17 protein-coding genes are annotated in these 14,964 nt (G+C 46.5%); 4 read left to right on the top strand and 13 right to left on the bottom strand.

Annotated elements, in window-relative coordinates:
• Positions 1-35: 35 nt before the first annotated feature.
• Entirely contained in the window at positions 36-566 is a 531-nt protein-coding gene (locus tag KNP99_RS13985) for an NUDIX domain-containing protein (protein WP_088836687.1), read from the bottom strand.
• A 197-nt stretch (positions 567-763) separates the two neighbouring features.
• On the opposite strand from KNP99_RS13985, the gene KNP99_RS13980 reads away from it, so the two are divergent.
• Both KNP99_RS13980 and KNP99_RS13975 read left to right on the top strand, forming a co-directional pair.
• Positions 764-1,618 carry an aldo/keto reductase gene (locus KNP99_RS13980; RefSeq protein ID WP_215193330.1) on the top strand — a complete coding sequence of 285 codons (855 nt, stop codon included), beginning with the start codon at positions 764-766 and terminating at the stop codon, positions 1,616-1,618.
• 68 nt (positions 1,619-1,686) lie between these two features.
• A complete protein-coding gene (locus tag KNP99_RS13975) occupies positions 1,687-2,343 on the top strand; it encodes a type 1 glutamine amidotransferase domain-containing protein (protein WP_029333159.1) in 657 nt (218 codons plus the stop codon).
• 441 nt (positions 2,344-2,784) lie between these two features.
• Here KNP99_RS13975 and KNP99_RS13970 read toward each other — a convergent pair whose 3' ends face one another.
• The 11 genes from KNP99_RS13970 to KNP99_RS13920 all read right to left on the bottom strand — a co-directional run bounded on the left by KNP99_RS13970 (position 2,785) and on the right by KNP99_RS13920 (position 12,195).
• Positions 2,785-3,423: a hypothetical protein gene (locus tag KNP99_RS13970; RefSeq protein ID WP_215193329.1), complete on the bottom strand. Its 639-nt coding sequence runs from the start codon at positions 3,421-3,423 to the stop codon at positions 2,785-2,787.
• A 26-nt stretch (positions 3,424-3,449) separates the two neighbouring features.
• Positions 3,450-3,986 carry a PadR family transcriptional regulator gene (locus KNP99_RS13965; protein ID WP_088836684.1) on the bottom strand — a complete coding sequence of 179 codons (537 nt, stop codon included), beginning with the start codon at positions 3,984-3,986 and terminating at the stop codon, positions 3,450-3,452.
• 127 nt (positions 3,987-4,113) lie between these two features.
• Entirely contained in the window at positions 4,114-4,698 is a 585-nt protein-coding gene (locus tag KNP99_RS13960) for an NUDIX hydrolase (protein WP_215193328.1), read from the bottom strand.
• Entirely contained in the window at positions 4,695-5,276 is a 582-nt protein-coding gene (locus KNP99_RS13955; protein ID WP_029333155.1) for a CDP-alcohol phosphatidyltransferase family protein, read from the bottom strand. Before KNP99_RS13955 ends, KNP99_RS13960 begins: the two co-directional genes overlap by 4 nt.
• A 1-nt stretch (position 5,277) precedes the next feature.
• Entirely contained in the window at positions 5,278-6,165 is an 888-nt protein-coding gene (locus KNP99_RS13950; protein WP_215193327.1) for an ABC transporter ATP-binding protein, read from the bottom strand.
• A complete protein-coding gene (locus tag KNP99_RS13945; protein ID WP_029333661.1) occupies positions 6,149-6,883 on the bottom strand; it encodes an ABC transporter permease subunit in 735 nt (244 codons plus the stop codon). Before KNP99_RS13945 ends, KNP99_RS13950 begins: the two co-directional genes overlap by 17 nt.
• Positions 6,880-7,644 carry an ABC transporter permease gene (locus tag KNP99_RS13940; protein WP_215193326.1) on the bottom strand — a complete coding sequence of 255 codons (765 nt, stop codon included), beginning with the start codon at positions 7,642-7,644 and terminating at the stop codon, positions 6,880-6,882. Before KNP99_RS13940 ends, KNP99_RS13945 begins: the two co-directional genes overlap by 4 nt.
• Positions 7,631-8,827, bottom strand: a complete 1,197-nt coding sequence (locus KNP99_RS13935; RefSeq protein ID WP_214893122.1) for an ABC transporter substrate-binding protein — start codon at positions 8,825-8,827, stop codon at positions 7,631-7,633. The genes KNP99_RS13940 and KNP99_RS13935 overlap by 14 nt, the downstream gene beginning before the upstream one ends.
• Before the next feature lie 15 nt (positions 8,828-8,842).
• Positions 8,843-9,601 (bottom strand): SDR family NAD(P)-dependent oxidoreductase, encoded by a 759-nt coding sequence (locus tag KNP99_RS13930; RefSeq protein ID WP_215193325.1) that lies wholly within the window; start codon positions 9,599-9,601, stop codon positions 8,843-8,845.
• A complete protein-coding gene (locus tag KNP99_RS13925) occupies positions 9,598-10,572 on the bottom strand; it encodes an MBL fold metallo-hydrolase (protein WP_215193324.1) in 975 nt (324 codons plus the stop codon). Before KNP99_RS13925 ends, KNP99_RS13930 begins: the two co-directional genes overlap by 4 nt.
• A gap of 180 nt (positions 10,573-10,752) precedes the next feature.
• Positions 10,753-12,195 (bottom strand): NADP-dependent glyceraldehyde-3-phosphate dehydrogenase, encoded by a 1,443-nt coding sequence (locus tag KNP99_RS13920; RefSeq protein ID WP_215193323.1) that lies wholly within the window; start codon positions 12,193-12,195, stop codon positions 10,753-10,755.
• Positions 12,196-12,412: 217 nt separating this feature from the next.
• On the opposite strand from KNP99_RS13920, the gene KNP99_RS13915 reads away from it, so the two are divergent.
• Positions 12,413-13,291 carry a chemotaxis protein CheV gene (locus KNP99_RS13915; RefSeq protein ID WP_088836676.1) on the top strand — a complete coding sequence of 293 codons (879 nt, stop codon included), beginning with the start codon at positions 12,413-12,415 and terminating at the stop codon, positions 13,289-13,291.
• A 115-nt stretch (positions 13,292-13,406) separates the two neighbouring features.
• Here the strand turns inward: KNP99_RS13915 and KNP99_RS13910 are convergent, their stop codons facing one another.
• Positions 13,407-13,775, bottom strand: a complete 369-nt coding sequence (locus KNP99_RS13910) for an Hpt domain-containing protein (protein WP_088836675.1) — start codon at positions 13,773-13,775, stop codon at positions 13,407-13,409.
• Positions 13,776-13,896: 121 nt separating this feature from the next.
• Between KNP99_RS13910 and KNP99_RS13905 the strand changes: the two genes are divergently transcribed.
• A complete protein-coding gene (locus tag KNP99_RS13905) occupies positions 13,897-14,832 on the top strand; it encodes a magnesium transporter CorA family protein (protein WP_029333146.1) in 936 nt (311 codons plus the stop codon).
• The last annotated feature ends 132 nt before the right edge of the window (positions 14,833-14,964 follow it).

The following is a 14,964-nucleotide window of genomic DNA, read 5'->3' as shown; positions in this document are numbered from 1 at the left end:
AAATGATTATCAACTGAAAATCAACCAAATTAGAATCATTTTAATGTACGGATGTGCCAATGTTGAATCGCCATGATTGTTTTTGCATCGACAATCGTGCCATTTGCAATCAGTTCTAAGGCCCGGTCAAGTGACAATGTCTGGTTTTCAAGGAATTCATCTGCATCCAGCTGACGTTCACCAGCCGTCAAACCGATTGCTTCATATATATGTACGCGTTCGCTGCAAAATCCCGGTGCCCCGTAAAAATCGAAGACATGTTTCAATTCTTCTGCCGCGTAACCTGTTTCTTCTTTCAATTCTCTTCCGGCACAATCAATTGGATTCTCACCCGCCTCAAGTTTTCCCGCAGGAATTTCAATCGATAGCTGTTCGAATGCTTTGCGGTACTGCTCGACGACAATCAAATCACCTTTTTCATCAAAGGCGATGATTGCGACGGCTCCGTTATGATAAACGAGCTCGCGCACTGATGTATTACCGTTTGGTAAGCTGACGACATGCTTTTCGACATTAAAGACTTTTCCTTCATAAATGACTTCTCGTTCGATTGTTTTTTCTTCCATTCCGAACACCTCTTCCTTCTATAACTATCCGCGCCGTAATTTATTCTTCTTATTCAGTATGCCTGTTATCTGATTCCTGATGCAAGTTTGTTTTTTCAAACTCAAAATATGAAACAGTTCCTCAACAGGGGGACGGAGAAATAAATATGATAAACTGTTCTGTAGTAGCACATATCGAAAGAAATGAGGGATTAGTCATGGGACTCGGATTAGGCACAATGACAATATTAAAACGCGGACAAGAAGAAGCAACAGAAATCCTCCGTACAGCGCTCGACGAAGGGGTCATTCATTTTGACACAGCGGACGTCTACGCGAACGGAGCCGTCGAATCGTTGATTGGACAGACATTTTCGCAAGAAGACCGCAGCCGGATTTTCCTCGCCTCTAAAGGCGGGAACCGAATGAATGCAACGGGAACGGGTTGGACGTGGGATCCGAGTTACGAGTACTTAAAACAAGCATGTCTTGAAAGTCTGAACCGACTCGAAACACCTTATCTCGATCTCTATTATGTCCACGGCGGAACGATGGAAGACGACCTCGATGCATCGATTCAAGCCGTGAAGGATTTAAAAGCAGACGGTAAGATTAAGGCCAATGGTCTTTCTTCTTTACGGCCGAACGTCATTAAGTATTGGCTCGAGCATAGTGATCTCGATTATTTGATGACACCTTACTCGTTACTCGATCGGCGCATCGAAGCACTCTTGCCTTTACTCAATGAAAAAAATGTCAAGGTCGTCGCTCGTGGTCCGCTCGCAAAAGGATTATTGACGACCGAGAGTACGTCGCGCCTCCAATCCGTTGACCAGTTCGAGCAATTTAATAAAGAACAACTCGAAGAAACATTGAATTTCTTGCAAGACTACCCACTACCCGCGCTCGCTCTCCAAGCAATCGATCAACAAGCCGCAATCGTACTGCCTGGTGCGTCGAGCGTGTCGCAATTACAGGCCAATCTCAAGGCGATGCGGGAACCCGTCACGCTTGAACAAATCAATCACGTCCTAAAAACATTGCCGGTCCATCCTTATACAGCACATCAATAAGGTTTGAGTTTTAGCAAGCCGGGGAATCCTCTTATTTGTAACGTTAACCCTAGAGGAGGAATTTTATTATGGCACGTATTCTAATCGTTTCAACAAGCGCGGATGACATGAACGGACACGCAACAGGACTTTGGTTCGAAGAGTTTGCCGCACCGTTCAACTTATTCAACGAAGCAGGACATGACGTCACTGTTGTTTCTGTTAAAGGTGGCGACGTCCCAATCGATAAAGCATCACTCGTCAAAGAAATTCTGCCGAAGTTCCAAGACGCACGTAAAGCACTAAAAGATACAGCTTCACTCTCAACAGTCGATCCTTCATCGTTTGACGCTGTTTATTTCCCGGGTGGACACGGTGCGGTCGTTGACTTCCCGAACAATCCACAAGTTGCCGGTGCAATCGAAGCAATGGTCAAGAAAGACGGAATCGTCGCATCTGTTTGTCACGGACCTGCCGCTTTCGCTCACGTCATGATTGATGGCAAACCATTCGTCGAAGGTCGTCAAATCAACGGCTTTACAGATGAAGAAGAAAAATCAACAGGTCTTGAAGAGAAAGTTCCATTCTTACTCGAAACAACGTTGCGTAATGAAGGTGCAACGTTCTTGACTTCAGACGCAGGTAAAGAATTCGCAGTCATCGATGGCAACGTCATCACAGGTCAAAACCCAGCTTCAAGTGAAGCTGTCGCTAAATTGATCGTCGCTAAACTCGCGACTGTCTAAAATTTTAGTTGATGCTAAGCACTTCCACTGAACATCAGTGGAAGTGCTTTTTTCGCGTGTAGACAAACTTAGATGGAAGATCACTTGAATGTGATTTCCCATCTTTTTTGCTCTCTCTTTCCTTTCTAATCGTCTTCCTGTGGCAAACATCGCGCCGCTACAGCAAAGCTGCAGGGTCGCTCCTGTTTGCTTTACACTAGGAAGCGATTAGATTAGAAAGCGAGATTTTTTTAGCTTTCTTTAAGATCAGTGAAGATACTCTGTCGTTTTGGAAACGATTCAAGACGGTCCACCTGAAAGACGTCCCTTTTCGTCGACTTCTACGGAAAAAAATGCGTCTTTGCGTGCTAGGGAGACGCTTTTATCCCCCTACGTGACGTTGTCTACATGCAAAACAGCACCCCCCCTGAACAAAGGTGGAGGTGCTGTTTTCACTTCGGGTCATTTCCCTTCGTTAAGCGCCCGCTGAAGCATCAGTATTTCACGTTCGGCTGCCGCAACCGTGCGGTCTTCAATAACGAGCTGCTGCTGTCGTGCTTCAAGCTGCTCCTCAAGGTTCGTACGCTCTTCATCGGTAAACGACTGTTCAACCACACGTTCCCGTCGATACCAACGCTTCGGAATGATTTTTGGTGCTGTTCCTGTCTCAATCGTCCGTTCGATTTCATCGAATGCCGCCTGCGCTTCTGCCTGACGGTCTTGAAGCGGACGAATCTGTTGAGTGAGCGCCTGTAATCGTTCGTCGACGAAGGGGCGTGTTTTTGACGCCAACATTTCTTTTACATCCATTCGTAACACGTGTTCTGCTTGCTGACGTTGCATATCTTCTTCGTGATCTGTTGGTTCGAGAAGTTCCACACGGTCGCTGTTTTCAGACTCTGTCAGAATGTCTTCGATTTCACTGATCGACAACCACGAGACATGTCGCATGACGAATTGATCGATTAGCCCCGCATCAACATAGTAGTCTCCGACTTCTCCACCTAATTTCAATTCAGCGGCGGCATATGTTGCATGTCGTTTGATGATGTCATCCGTCTCTTCGTCCAGCCAGTCTTGATAATCTTTAAATACACTCACGTTCTCTACTCCCTATCCCATCACAATCAAACACTCGTTTGACTTCTTTTGATTTCTTCGATTGCCCAGTCACACCAATCGAGGTAATTCAGCATCATCCGTAGACCGTATTCACTCGTCAATGTCTCCCCGAGTGTCGCCCCGTTCTCTAAATGATCTTTTCGCCACACTTGCATCATGTCGACCGCAAATTGATGATGCCGTTTTGATTCTTCAAGGTAAGCAATCGCTTCCTCGAGCGGCAAGAGGTGTAACAACGACACGCGCATTAAGTTCTCATCTTTCATTTTTGGCTTAAATTCACTCGGTGCCCGCAGCCAGGCGACGAGCTCTGTTTGGCCTTTATCTGTAATCGAATAGACTTTTTTATCTGGAAGATCCTCCTGGACGATATGAACACTCGTCACGAGTGATGCTTCTTCCATTTTTAATAATTCTCGATAAATTTGCGTATGGTGTGCTGTCCAAAAATGCGTCATCTGTTTTTTGAACGTCGTACTTAAATCATAGCCTGTCGCTTCTCCCTGGGTTAGCAGTCCGAGCAGTGCGAATCGTAATCCCACTGGCTGCACCTTCTTTCATCAATAATATATATTGTTAATTATCTCAAATTACGTCGCATTACGCCACTTTGTACTTTTTTAAGCAAGAAAAAACTGTAGATCGCTGTCTCATCTACAGTTCCTCCTGTCACATGCTAGATTGTTCAATGCTTCGTTCGACCATCGCCCAGTACTCCGGCGGGTGCGGGACGAAGCGGTTCCGCCCGAAACGTTCACCCTCGATGCTGACGACTTCCGTTGTCGTTTCGTCACCTAACGTAGCAAATGCGTCGAATGAAAAAGCGACCAGCCGTTTGACTTCAGTCGCTTGTAAATGATAGTCAAAAATGGCTTGGTTCGATTCCGTCAAAAAGACCTGAGTCCGCTCGCGATCAATGAATCCCGGCAACGTCAGTTCTTCTAGAAAAATACCAACGTGCTCCAACTGATCCATCGTCCGGACGAGTCCGAGCTCTTCTTCGAGTTCACGAACACCATCAGCAACGGTTTCACCGGCAAGTAAATGTCCTGCCGCTGTAATGTCGAGACAATTTGGAAAATCCTTTTTTCCAGTTGCCCGTTCTTGAAGAAGAACGATTCGTTGCTCTCGATTCACGACGAAGCAGTGGAACGTCTCATGCCATAACCCTTCAGCATGTACCCGGTTTCGTGACGCCGTGAATAATGGATGCCCGGCCTGATCCGTGACCATGATTAACTCCTGTTCACTCATCCCAGCACCTTAGAGGCTTGATAGAAGCGCTCGCCTACCGTATACAGCTCTGCAATCAAGAAGACGATCGCAATCCAGATGATTGCACTTGGGAATAACAGCATTGCCGTTAAAAACAAGAACCCCTCTGTCCGTTCAACGAGACCCGGCTGGTATTGGAAGGACTTGATGCCATAATTTTCACTGACTGCCCCAATCGCGAGAAACATCGTCATACCGATGACAAAGGACGCAATTAAAAAGAGCATGACGATTTGTGTTTCCGGAAAACGAAGCGCAATCCCGATCAGCACGGACAACTCGACGATTCGATCTAGTACAAGATCAAGGATCGTTCCAATCGCTGTCGGTTTTTCGCGACGTGCCATCGTCCCATCGACGACATCAAGCATTCCAGAAATCCACAATAAGAGAATCGCAATTCCCATCATGTCATTGTAGACGAAGAATCCCGTTGCCCCTCCGATGATGCCGGAAATGATTGTGACTTGATTCGCCGACAGACCAAGCTTTTTCAAACCGGTCGCCGCTTGGTCGAACACAGGTTGCACCATCTTTCGTGCTCGTGTATCTAACATATTAGTCCTCCTTTCTGACGACATAAACAGTCGTCGCTTCGTCGAACGCTCTTCTTGTCTGAATGACGAGTCGCTCGCCGGTTGCCCGTTCGACTTCATAGAACCGAACACCATATTGGATTAATTCTTTCGTAATCGTAACACGTTCATTCGTTTGATTCGTCGGTCTTAAGACCAACTCGATCGCAGACAGCGGATACCATGTCCCGTCTAAGGCAAGACCATCTCCAAAAAACGGACTCGTCTCGCTTAAAGCAACAGGTCGCCCTTGCTCGATAATGCGTCCTGCCTGCATGACATACACATAGTCCGCCATTGCCATCGCTTCTTCGCGATCATGTGTGACAAGCAACGTCGTCACGCCTTGTTGCTCCGTCAGGCGACGAATCAACGTCCGTAATTCACGCCTCCGCGGCAAATCGAGGCTTGAAAACGGCTCGTCTAATAATAAAAAGTTCGGTTGACTCGCAAGGGCACGTGCTAAGCTCGCACGTTGTTGCTCGCCTCCCGACAGTTGATGGACAAAGTCCGCTTCACGTCCCGGTAACCCGACGCGGTCGAGCCACTCCGAGACTTGTCGGGTATCCCCTCGCATGCCAAGGCGGATGTTCTGCCCGATCGTGAGATGGGGAAACAGTAGTGGTCGTTGAAACAGCATCGTCACTCCGCGTTTACTCGGGACTGTTTTCGTAACGTCACGCTCTCCGAAGTGAATCGTTCCACCTGAGACCTTTTCTAATCCGGCAATCAAGCGCAGTAACGTCGTCTTCCCGCTTCCACTCGGTCCGACAAGCGCAACGCATTGTCCCGAGGCGATGGTTAGATCGATGTCTTGCAAGACGGTCGTTTTACCGAAACGCTTCATCACTTTATTAATTTTTACGTCCATCTAATAACCTCCGAACCCCTTCTATCCATAAGGTAAAGAACAACATTTGCCCTAGATAAATCAAAAATGGTAACCCGATCAACCAAATCGTCGCTTCTTTAGCCGCATCAACCGCATTCCCAGAGTAAAGGGGGAAGACTTCAAGTGCGAGCATCCGAACGACGCCACCGCCGATGAGCACGACGAGTGCATACTGACTAAGTGTGATGACGGTGACGAGCAATGTCACCGATTGTAATGTCGGACGAAGCAACGGTCCGACTAAAAAGAAAAATCGCTTCAAGCGGTTTGCCTCAACAAGGACCGTCTGTTCGAGTAGTTGTTCACCGAGCGCCTGAAATCCGTTCGTATAAAGGCGGACCGTGTACGGAAGTGTCGGTAACAAAAGGACGAGTAACACGCCAAGGAATTGATCAGCCAAACCTAAACGGATCCACGTCAAATAAAGACCGAATGAGAGCAATAATACAGGTAAAAACAGTGGCAGACTAATCAACAACTCAGCCAGTTGAATGATTCGTCCCGTCTGAAAGGCAATGGCTTTCCCTGCCGCATAACCAATTACGTGGTTCAAAAACGTCACTGCTGCAATCATGAAGAGCGTCGTCGTCAACGTCTCGACGATTCGCGGATTTAGAGAAAATGATTTCGGAATGATTCCCAGCAGCGGTGCAACGACGAGACAAGCGATCAATAGCGTAACGATTCGTTGCTTCATTCAATCCGCCCCTTACTGATTCGCTCTGTGATCGGTCGAATCCACCACGTGAAGACGGCTAACATCATGAAGAGCAACGTCGTCAAGACGACACTGATGGCAAAAGCCGTTGGTTGTTGCGACAGGTCTCCTTGCGTATATAAATCAAATACATATACACCAATCATTTTCGGATACGTCACACCAAGCAATGCCGGCACTTCGTAGGCAAATAGAACAAATGCAAAAACGATGAAGCTAGCTTCAAGTGCCGGAAACAAAATAAAAACACCTTTTCCATGCCAAAATCGGCGAATCCTAGATAATCCAAGCAGTTGCCCCAATTCCTCATACCGGTGATCAAGCCGTCGAAAAACAGGAATGAGATAAAAAAAGATGAACGGTGTTTCTTTATATACGTAAGTCAAGATGATACTGAAATGATTCGTCTCATGCGGACCAATCATCGGTACATTACTGAAGTAGAGAATCGCAAGATATGCTGCACCAAGATGCGGGATAAACAGCGGAAGTGCGAGGATTTGTTCCGCTATCCCCCCTCGCCTTGAGAAAAATTGAGCTAAGCCGAAACCGACCCCTAACGAAAGTAACGTGCTACTCAGTGCAACGTACAGACTTAACGCAATGCTTTCAAGAAACACAGTATCGCTTAACAATGCACGATAATCGGCGACTGTCGTCATTGATACACTGATGAACAGTCCATAAAGAACCATTCCAGCAATCAAGAAGACGGCGGGGTAAGGATTACCGCGCCACACGTTCCGGCCAATCCTTTCGAATGACCTCGAAGAATTCCGGGTCGAGCTCCGCTCGGACTTTTCCTTCAAATGCATCTGGTGTCGGTGTCGATTTTGCTGCCGGGACATCCTTAAACGCTTGTTGTTCTGTTGACGTCAACGTACTTAAATCAAGACTCGTCCCGTCCCCCCAGTAGGTCGCGTCATATTTCTTCAACTGCGCATCTGCTGATAACAATTCGTTGATTGCAACGAGCGCCCCTTTTGGATTTGGTGCGTTAAACGGAACCGATAGGAAGTGGGTCGACGCAATCGAACCTTCTTCTAAGATGAGCGGACGCGTTTCTTCAGGGAAGGTCCCGGACGCTACTTCCTGTTCGGCCCGGCGTTCATTGAAGCCCATCGTGAACGCGACATCCCCCTTCGCATACAATTGATCGAGCTGAGCGAGCGTCTTCGGATAGGTTTTCCCTTCTTTCCAAAGGTACGGCTTTAAATCGTTTAAATAAGCCCATGTCTTTTTAAAGTCGCTTTTCGGGTTCTTCAACGTTTCATTTGATTCAACCCCGTACATGACGTGACGGACAAACGCATTTCCCGTGAAATCCGTCACTTCCGGATAAGTGAATTTTCCTGGGTTTGCTTTGACCCAGTCTTTTAACTCGTTTAAGTCCATCGGTGGTTTGGCAACACTGGCTTGATCATAATGGAACGCAAACTGGACTTTTCCCCAGGCCGCTTCGAGCCCTTCCGTCTTCGTCCCACTATCTGAAGCTTGCGCCGCGGCATCGACTTGCTTGATGTTCGGTAAGACGCGCGCGATGTCACCATATAACAGGCCGTCTTTTTTCGCATTTCGGAAATTATCGCCGTTAATCCAGACGACATCAATCACGCCTGTGTCCTTACCGGCTGTTTTTTCAGCACGCAATTTCTGAATGATGTCCGCTGTTTCTATCGGCACTCGCTTCAATGTGATTTGATGCTCTTTTTTCAACTTGGGTGCGACGTACTCGTCGATATAGGCATTGATTCCGTCATCTCCACCCCACATGTACATCCGGACCGTCGTTTTCTCTGCTTCCTGTTCAATCATTTTATAGGATGAACCTAGCACTTCGTCCTTTGCCGGCAAGTCAGAAGTTGCGCCACACCCGGCAAGCAACAACCCACCGACAGCGATACCGATTACTTTTTTTAACATTTTCATTCCACCCCATCATTTTTTGTCAAATCCGGACTTACCGAGCCATTCAATCAATCGGGGACAAACGGCATATGCTTTCGCTGAAAGTTCCATCCACCACGGTGCATTGACCTCTCGTTTTTGACGCTCGATCGCTCGGACCACCGTTTTTGCAAGCGACTCTTTCGATAACAAAATCGAGGCGACATTCTTTTCATATTTGCGACTCAGATCGGCGCGAATGAAAAATTCAGTCGCGATCGGTCCCGGATTAACCGTCATCACATGAATTCCTTTTGGTCGTAATTCAAGTCGCAATGCATTCGAGAACTGAAGCAGGCTTGCTTTTGTCATGCAGTAGATGGTCGATTTCGGAGTCGGCAGCTTTCCTGCCTGACTCGCGACATTGACAATCATTCCATTCGGACGCAGGAAAGATAGACACGCTTTTGTCAACCGAACGGGCGTCAGGACATTGATCCGGTGCATCGATTCAATCGTCTCAATCGAGGTATCCTGCAAGAAACTGAATTCTCCGAATCCGGCATTATTGATCAATACATCAATCATGCCATAGTCGACCTGGATTCGTTCGGCTAAATGCTCCGGTGAATGTTCTAAGTCATAGACGATATAGTCAGCATGCAACTCTCTTGCTAAGCGTTCGAGCCGATCGGCACGGCGGGCAATCAAAATCAAATTCGCTCCTTGCCGGTTCAACACGCGCGCTAACGCTTCACCGAGTCCGCTCGATGCTCCCGTCAAGACAACCGTTTTATTCATTAGATTCATCCGCTAACTCCCGCCTTCGAATAATAAAGAACCGCGTCTCGTTTTTCGACTGTAATTTGACCGCTTGCGACTAAATAATCGAGTCGTGCTTTCATCTCACTCATGACGAGCGGAAACGATTTTTTTAGACGATTGCCGTACGTCAACTGCGCTAAGTCAAATAATGTCTGCTCTCCTGTCAGATGTTTCAAAAGTTGCTCACCGCGGACCTTACGTTGGAGCAACCGTTCTTCAATCAAGGATGGAACGTCACGGATTGTTTCGCCATGACCGGTGTAGGCGATCGTGATCCGTTCACCTTGAAGCTTTTCGAGCGAGCGCATATATGCAAGGACAGGGCGTTTTATATCGGACGCATCTCCTGCTTGCGGCTGTTCAAGTAACGGGTTCGGCTCAATCCGTGCCAGTAAATGGTCGGCTGCGAACAATGTTCCGTCTTGACCGAGAATCCCGATCTGGTCGCTTGCGTGTCCCGGCAACTCAATCACGCGGTATGTACCTGCCGCCGTGATGGAATCTCCTTCTTTTAGGACATAGTCGAGTTGTCCTTTTCCGAGCCATTTAAGGGCCGACAGATAACTCGGTAGCAACGCTCGTATTTCTTTTGGCACCCCGAACGACATCGCTAAGCGTTGCAAAAAGGCATCGCCACTATTCAAGAAGTCCGTATCCTGTTCTAAATAGGGACGAAGTCGTGCGTGCCCGTAAATCGCAATTCCTTTTTCAGAAAAACGATAAGCCATTCCGGCATGATCGGCGTGGTGATGCGTCACGATTACTTTGTCGAGTTCTTCGACAGACAAGCCGATTTTCTGCAAACCCTCTTGCATGGCGTGCCAAGCTTCTGCCGTATCCGGTCCACAATCAATCAAAATATTTTCATTGTCCGTTTTGAGGACGTAACAATTGATATCACCGACTGGAAACGGCGTTGGGATCGGTAGCGTGAAGATTTCATCTTTGCTGTTCACTTGGAATCCCCTCATTTCTCTCACTAGTTTCCTTCATTATAGAGAAAAATGAACCCGAGCCGCAAACTTTGTCTGTCACTCTCTTGCATCCCTTCACTAAAGCATACGTAAACCGTCTGGAATTGGATGCAAAAAAAGCGACCTTTCGCAGAATGAAAGGTCGCTCGTTTATTGCAAATTTTATTTTAAATTAAGGACAGTCAGTTTATCACGCGTCATCGAAGCAAGACTTCGTCCGACACCCTGCACACCAAGTCCAGATGATTTAACGCCGATGAATGGGAAGTGGTCTGGGCCACGTTCAGTCCGACCATTAATTTGAACAGAACCTGTTTCAAGGGCATCCGCTACAGCAAAAGCTGAATCAATGTTTTCCGTAAAGACACTTGCTTGAAGACCGTATTCCGATTCGTTCGAGTACGAAATCATCTCTTCGACTGAGCTGACACGAATGATTGGTAAGACGGGTCCGAACGGTTCTTCCCAAGCAACACGCATGTCACGTGTCACGTTGTCGATTAGTGTTGGTTCAATCAAGTTGTTCGTCCGGTTTCCACCAGTAACGATTGTTGCACCTTGATCTTTCGCATCCGTAATCAAGCCCTCCACGTAATCCGCTGATTTTGTATCGATCAATGGAACTACGACACTGTCGTCTTCAGGTGAACCGACCGTTAACTTCGCGATCCGTGTTGTTAATTCGTCAACGAGCGCATCCGCTTGATGATCTAAGACGAATACACGTTTGATCGCTGTGCAGCGTTGTCCAGAATAAGAGAACGCTCCACTGATGATGTGATCCGCTGCTAATGAAAGGTCCGCGTCTTCTAAGACGAGTGCCGGGTCTTTTCCACCGAGTTCAAGTACAAGTGGGATCATCGCTGATTGGCGAGACAAGTGACGTCCCGTCCCTGTACCACCCGTGAAAGTAATCATATCAATTCCTGGATGTGCTGTTAAATAGTCACCGATGACTGATCCCCGACCTGTCACGACGTTAACGAGACCTGACGGAAGACCTGCTGCGACGAGTGCTTCAATCATCAAGATTCCACTGATTGAACCTTGTGTTGCCGGTTTGAAGACAACCGCGTTTCCTGTCATCAACGCCGGTGCAAGTTTTGCTGCCGCTAAATTGACCGGGTAGTTAAATGGTGAAATCGCAAGGACGACGCCGAGTGGCGCTTTTTTGATGACTGCAAGTTTTTTGGCACTCCCACCTGGGAATGAATCGCCTTGCATCATTTGACCGTCAAAACGAAGACCTTCTTCTGCTGTATACCGAATGATTTCCGCAGTCCGCTTCACTTCTTTAACGCCATCTGCACGTCCTTTACCCACTTCACGCATGATGACTTCGCCGATTTCGTCAGCGCGTTTTTCAAGTTCTGTTGCCCATGCATGTAATAGTTCAGCACGTTTGTTTGCTGGTTGTTTCGCCCAAGTCGTTTGTGCCGCTTTTGCTGAAGCAATCGCACGGTCGACTTCTGGTTTCGTCATCGCTTGTACACGACCAACGAGTTCTTCTTTATATGGTGAAGAGATTTCGATTGTCTCTTTTGATTCACTCTCATACCATTGTCCATCCAATAAAAATGTATACGTTGTTTTTGTTGTATTCATTCCACTCTACCTCCATATGTTTTTTCTCTCTGTCACTTCAGTGTGTGGCTGCATAGCTATTGTAAACAATTGGTCAGACAAATGCCAAACATTTTGCTTAACATATTATGAAAGCGATTACAATAGTTTTTTTATTGAATTTGATATGGAATGTTTTACGAAATGTGCCGATAACTAGGCAGAAGTGAATGTGCAGGAACGAAAGGGGATAAATCACGTGTACAATCAACACGATATTTTGTTAGAAGCGGGTACGAATGAATTAGAAATCGTCATTTTCCATTGTGGTCCTTATACATTTGGGATTAACGTCATGAAAGTGCGTGAAATCATCGTTCCGTTACCGATGACACCACTCCCAGGAACACCAGATGCCGTCAAAGGATTAATCGAACTACGCGGTGAAGTCATGACGGTCATCGATTTGCCGACTGTCATCGGTGTAGCCCATGACGAAGCGACGGAAGATCGGTTGATCATCTGTGAGTTCAATGGCGAGAAAAGTGTCCTTCGCGTCGATTCTGTCACGGAGATCAGACGTATCTCGTGGGAACAAATTGATACACCGAACGAACTCGCACGTGGAATCGAAGGATTGACGAACGGCGTCGTCAAGACAGGCGATAAGATGATCATCTTACTCGATTATGAAAAAATCGCACTCGAACTGTCTCGTAAAGACATCTTCGCACGTGAAGAAGGACGTCGCGTCCAACCGCGTGACAGATCGAACAAAACGATTTGGATTGCCGAAGATTCAGAAATGCTCCGGACACTCATCATTGAGACGCTTGAAGAAGCAGGATATCACGGCTTAAAATGGTTCATCAACGGAAAAGATGCATTTGACGCCTTCGAAGCAGGTAGCGATTGTGACTTGTTGATCACAGATATCGAGATGCCGAAAATGGACGGACTTCATTTATCGAAACGCCTTCGTGAAGACGACCGGTATGCCGAACTGCCAATCATCGTCTTCTCTTCCTTGATTTCAGATGATCTTCGCCATAAAGGTGAATCTGTTGGGGTCAATGCACAAATTACAAAACCAGAAATCGGTCGTTTGATCGAAACGGTCGATTCATACGTCTTGTAAGACGTTGTTGACGGTTATATCGGAGCTCACTTTCCAGTGGGCTCCGATTTTTCAATTCACAAAAAAAAAAGAAGCGTCCACGAAATCGTGAACGCCGGTTTACTTTTTTCATCAATTACTTGATCGAGTCCGAATTCTTTCCAATAAAAGCATCCAACCAGACTTTTCTGAACTCCACCATAGATTGATCAATGTTTTGCAAAACCTGATTCGCATTTTCAAGCGAACCCGTTTCTGCTTCTTTTTCAAGTTGTTCGAACTCATCTGCCAAATCGTCCGCCGCGACCGAATAGGAGGCACCTTTAAGTAAATGTGCGATTTTTTCTGTCTGTCCCGGATCATTGTTATTGATCGCTTGCTCTAGTTCAGGAAATTTACGATCAAACTGCGCAATGTATGTTTCACCAATCTTTTGTAAAAATACGTGGTCCCCACCGGCGATTGAACGTAATTCCTCTAACTTCTTTTGATTAAAAAAAGGCATCTGGTTCCCCCCTCTGGTTTCATTTTAACATTAAATGTCGTAAAAAAAAATCTGAGAATCATTTACACGCCCTATCTTCTGTCCCTATAATAAGCAAGTGAAGAGCAGGAGGGATAGACATATGTTGACGATTTATCGAAGTGATGTGACCGGGGCAGTCAACGAAATTCAAGAATTCACGAAAGGTTCTTGGATTCATCTTGTCAATCCGACAAAAGACGAAGCCGACCAAGTCATTGCTGCCACAAAGATTCCTGAGGATTTTATCTATGACCCACTGGACGTTGAGGAAAAACCTCGTTTTGAAAAAGATGATGAAGGGCTCTTGATGATTGTCGATGTTCCGTACATCGAAGAAGAGTCATCGGGACGACGCTACAACACGATCCCGCTCGGTATCATCGTGACGTCGAGGCATTTCATCACCGTCTGTTCGCAACAACTCGACGTGTTGACCTTGTTCTCGAACGGTAAATTACGGACATTCCGGACGAATTATCGTTCACGCTTTGTATTTCAAATTCTTTATAAAGTCAGCTCTTCTTACCTTCGTTTCCTTCGTCAAATCGATCGCCGAATGGACGAACTCGAAGATGAACTTCAACGTTCGATGCGAAATCAAGAAATTTTTCAACTGATGAACTTACAAAAATCCCTCGTCTATTTCATGACGTCACTTAAATCAAACGATGGTGTTCTTGATCGCATCATTAAAACACCGAGTCTCGAGAAACATGAAGACGATGAAGATTTACTAGAAGATGTTTTCGTCGAGCACCGCCAGGCAATGGAGATGGCACAAATCTATAAAGATATCATCAGTTCGACGATGGATACGTTTGGTTCCGTCATCTCGAACAATGTAAACTTCGTCATGAAGTTTTTAGCCTCAATCACGATTGTTATTTCAATCCCGACAATGATTTCCGGAATGTTCGGGATGAACGTCCATGTGCCGTGGGAAGGTGAAGTCATCGGCTTTTGGATTGTCTTTGGGATGATGATTTTCTTCTCCGGACTCGCTGCCTTTATTCTGTGGCGGAGACGCTTTTTCTAGCACAAAAAAACCACTCGCTTTTACATGCTGAAGACGTAGCATGTGAACTGCGCCCTATAGTTTGGACAATTTAATAAAAGCACCTTTATTGTTTAAGCTGCTATGAGATGGCTTCGGTATTGTGCCGGAGTC

The organism is Exiguobacterium sp. s95, from assembly GCF_018618655.1.
Classification (GTDB): domain Bacteria; phylum Bacillota; class Bacilli; order Exiguobacteriales; family Exiguobacteriaceae; genus Exiguobacterium_A; species Exiguobacterium_A oxidotolerans.
The sequence above is the reverse complement of the archived record's forward strand: the minus strand, read 5'-3'. Positions and strand labels throughout refer to the sequence as shown.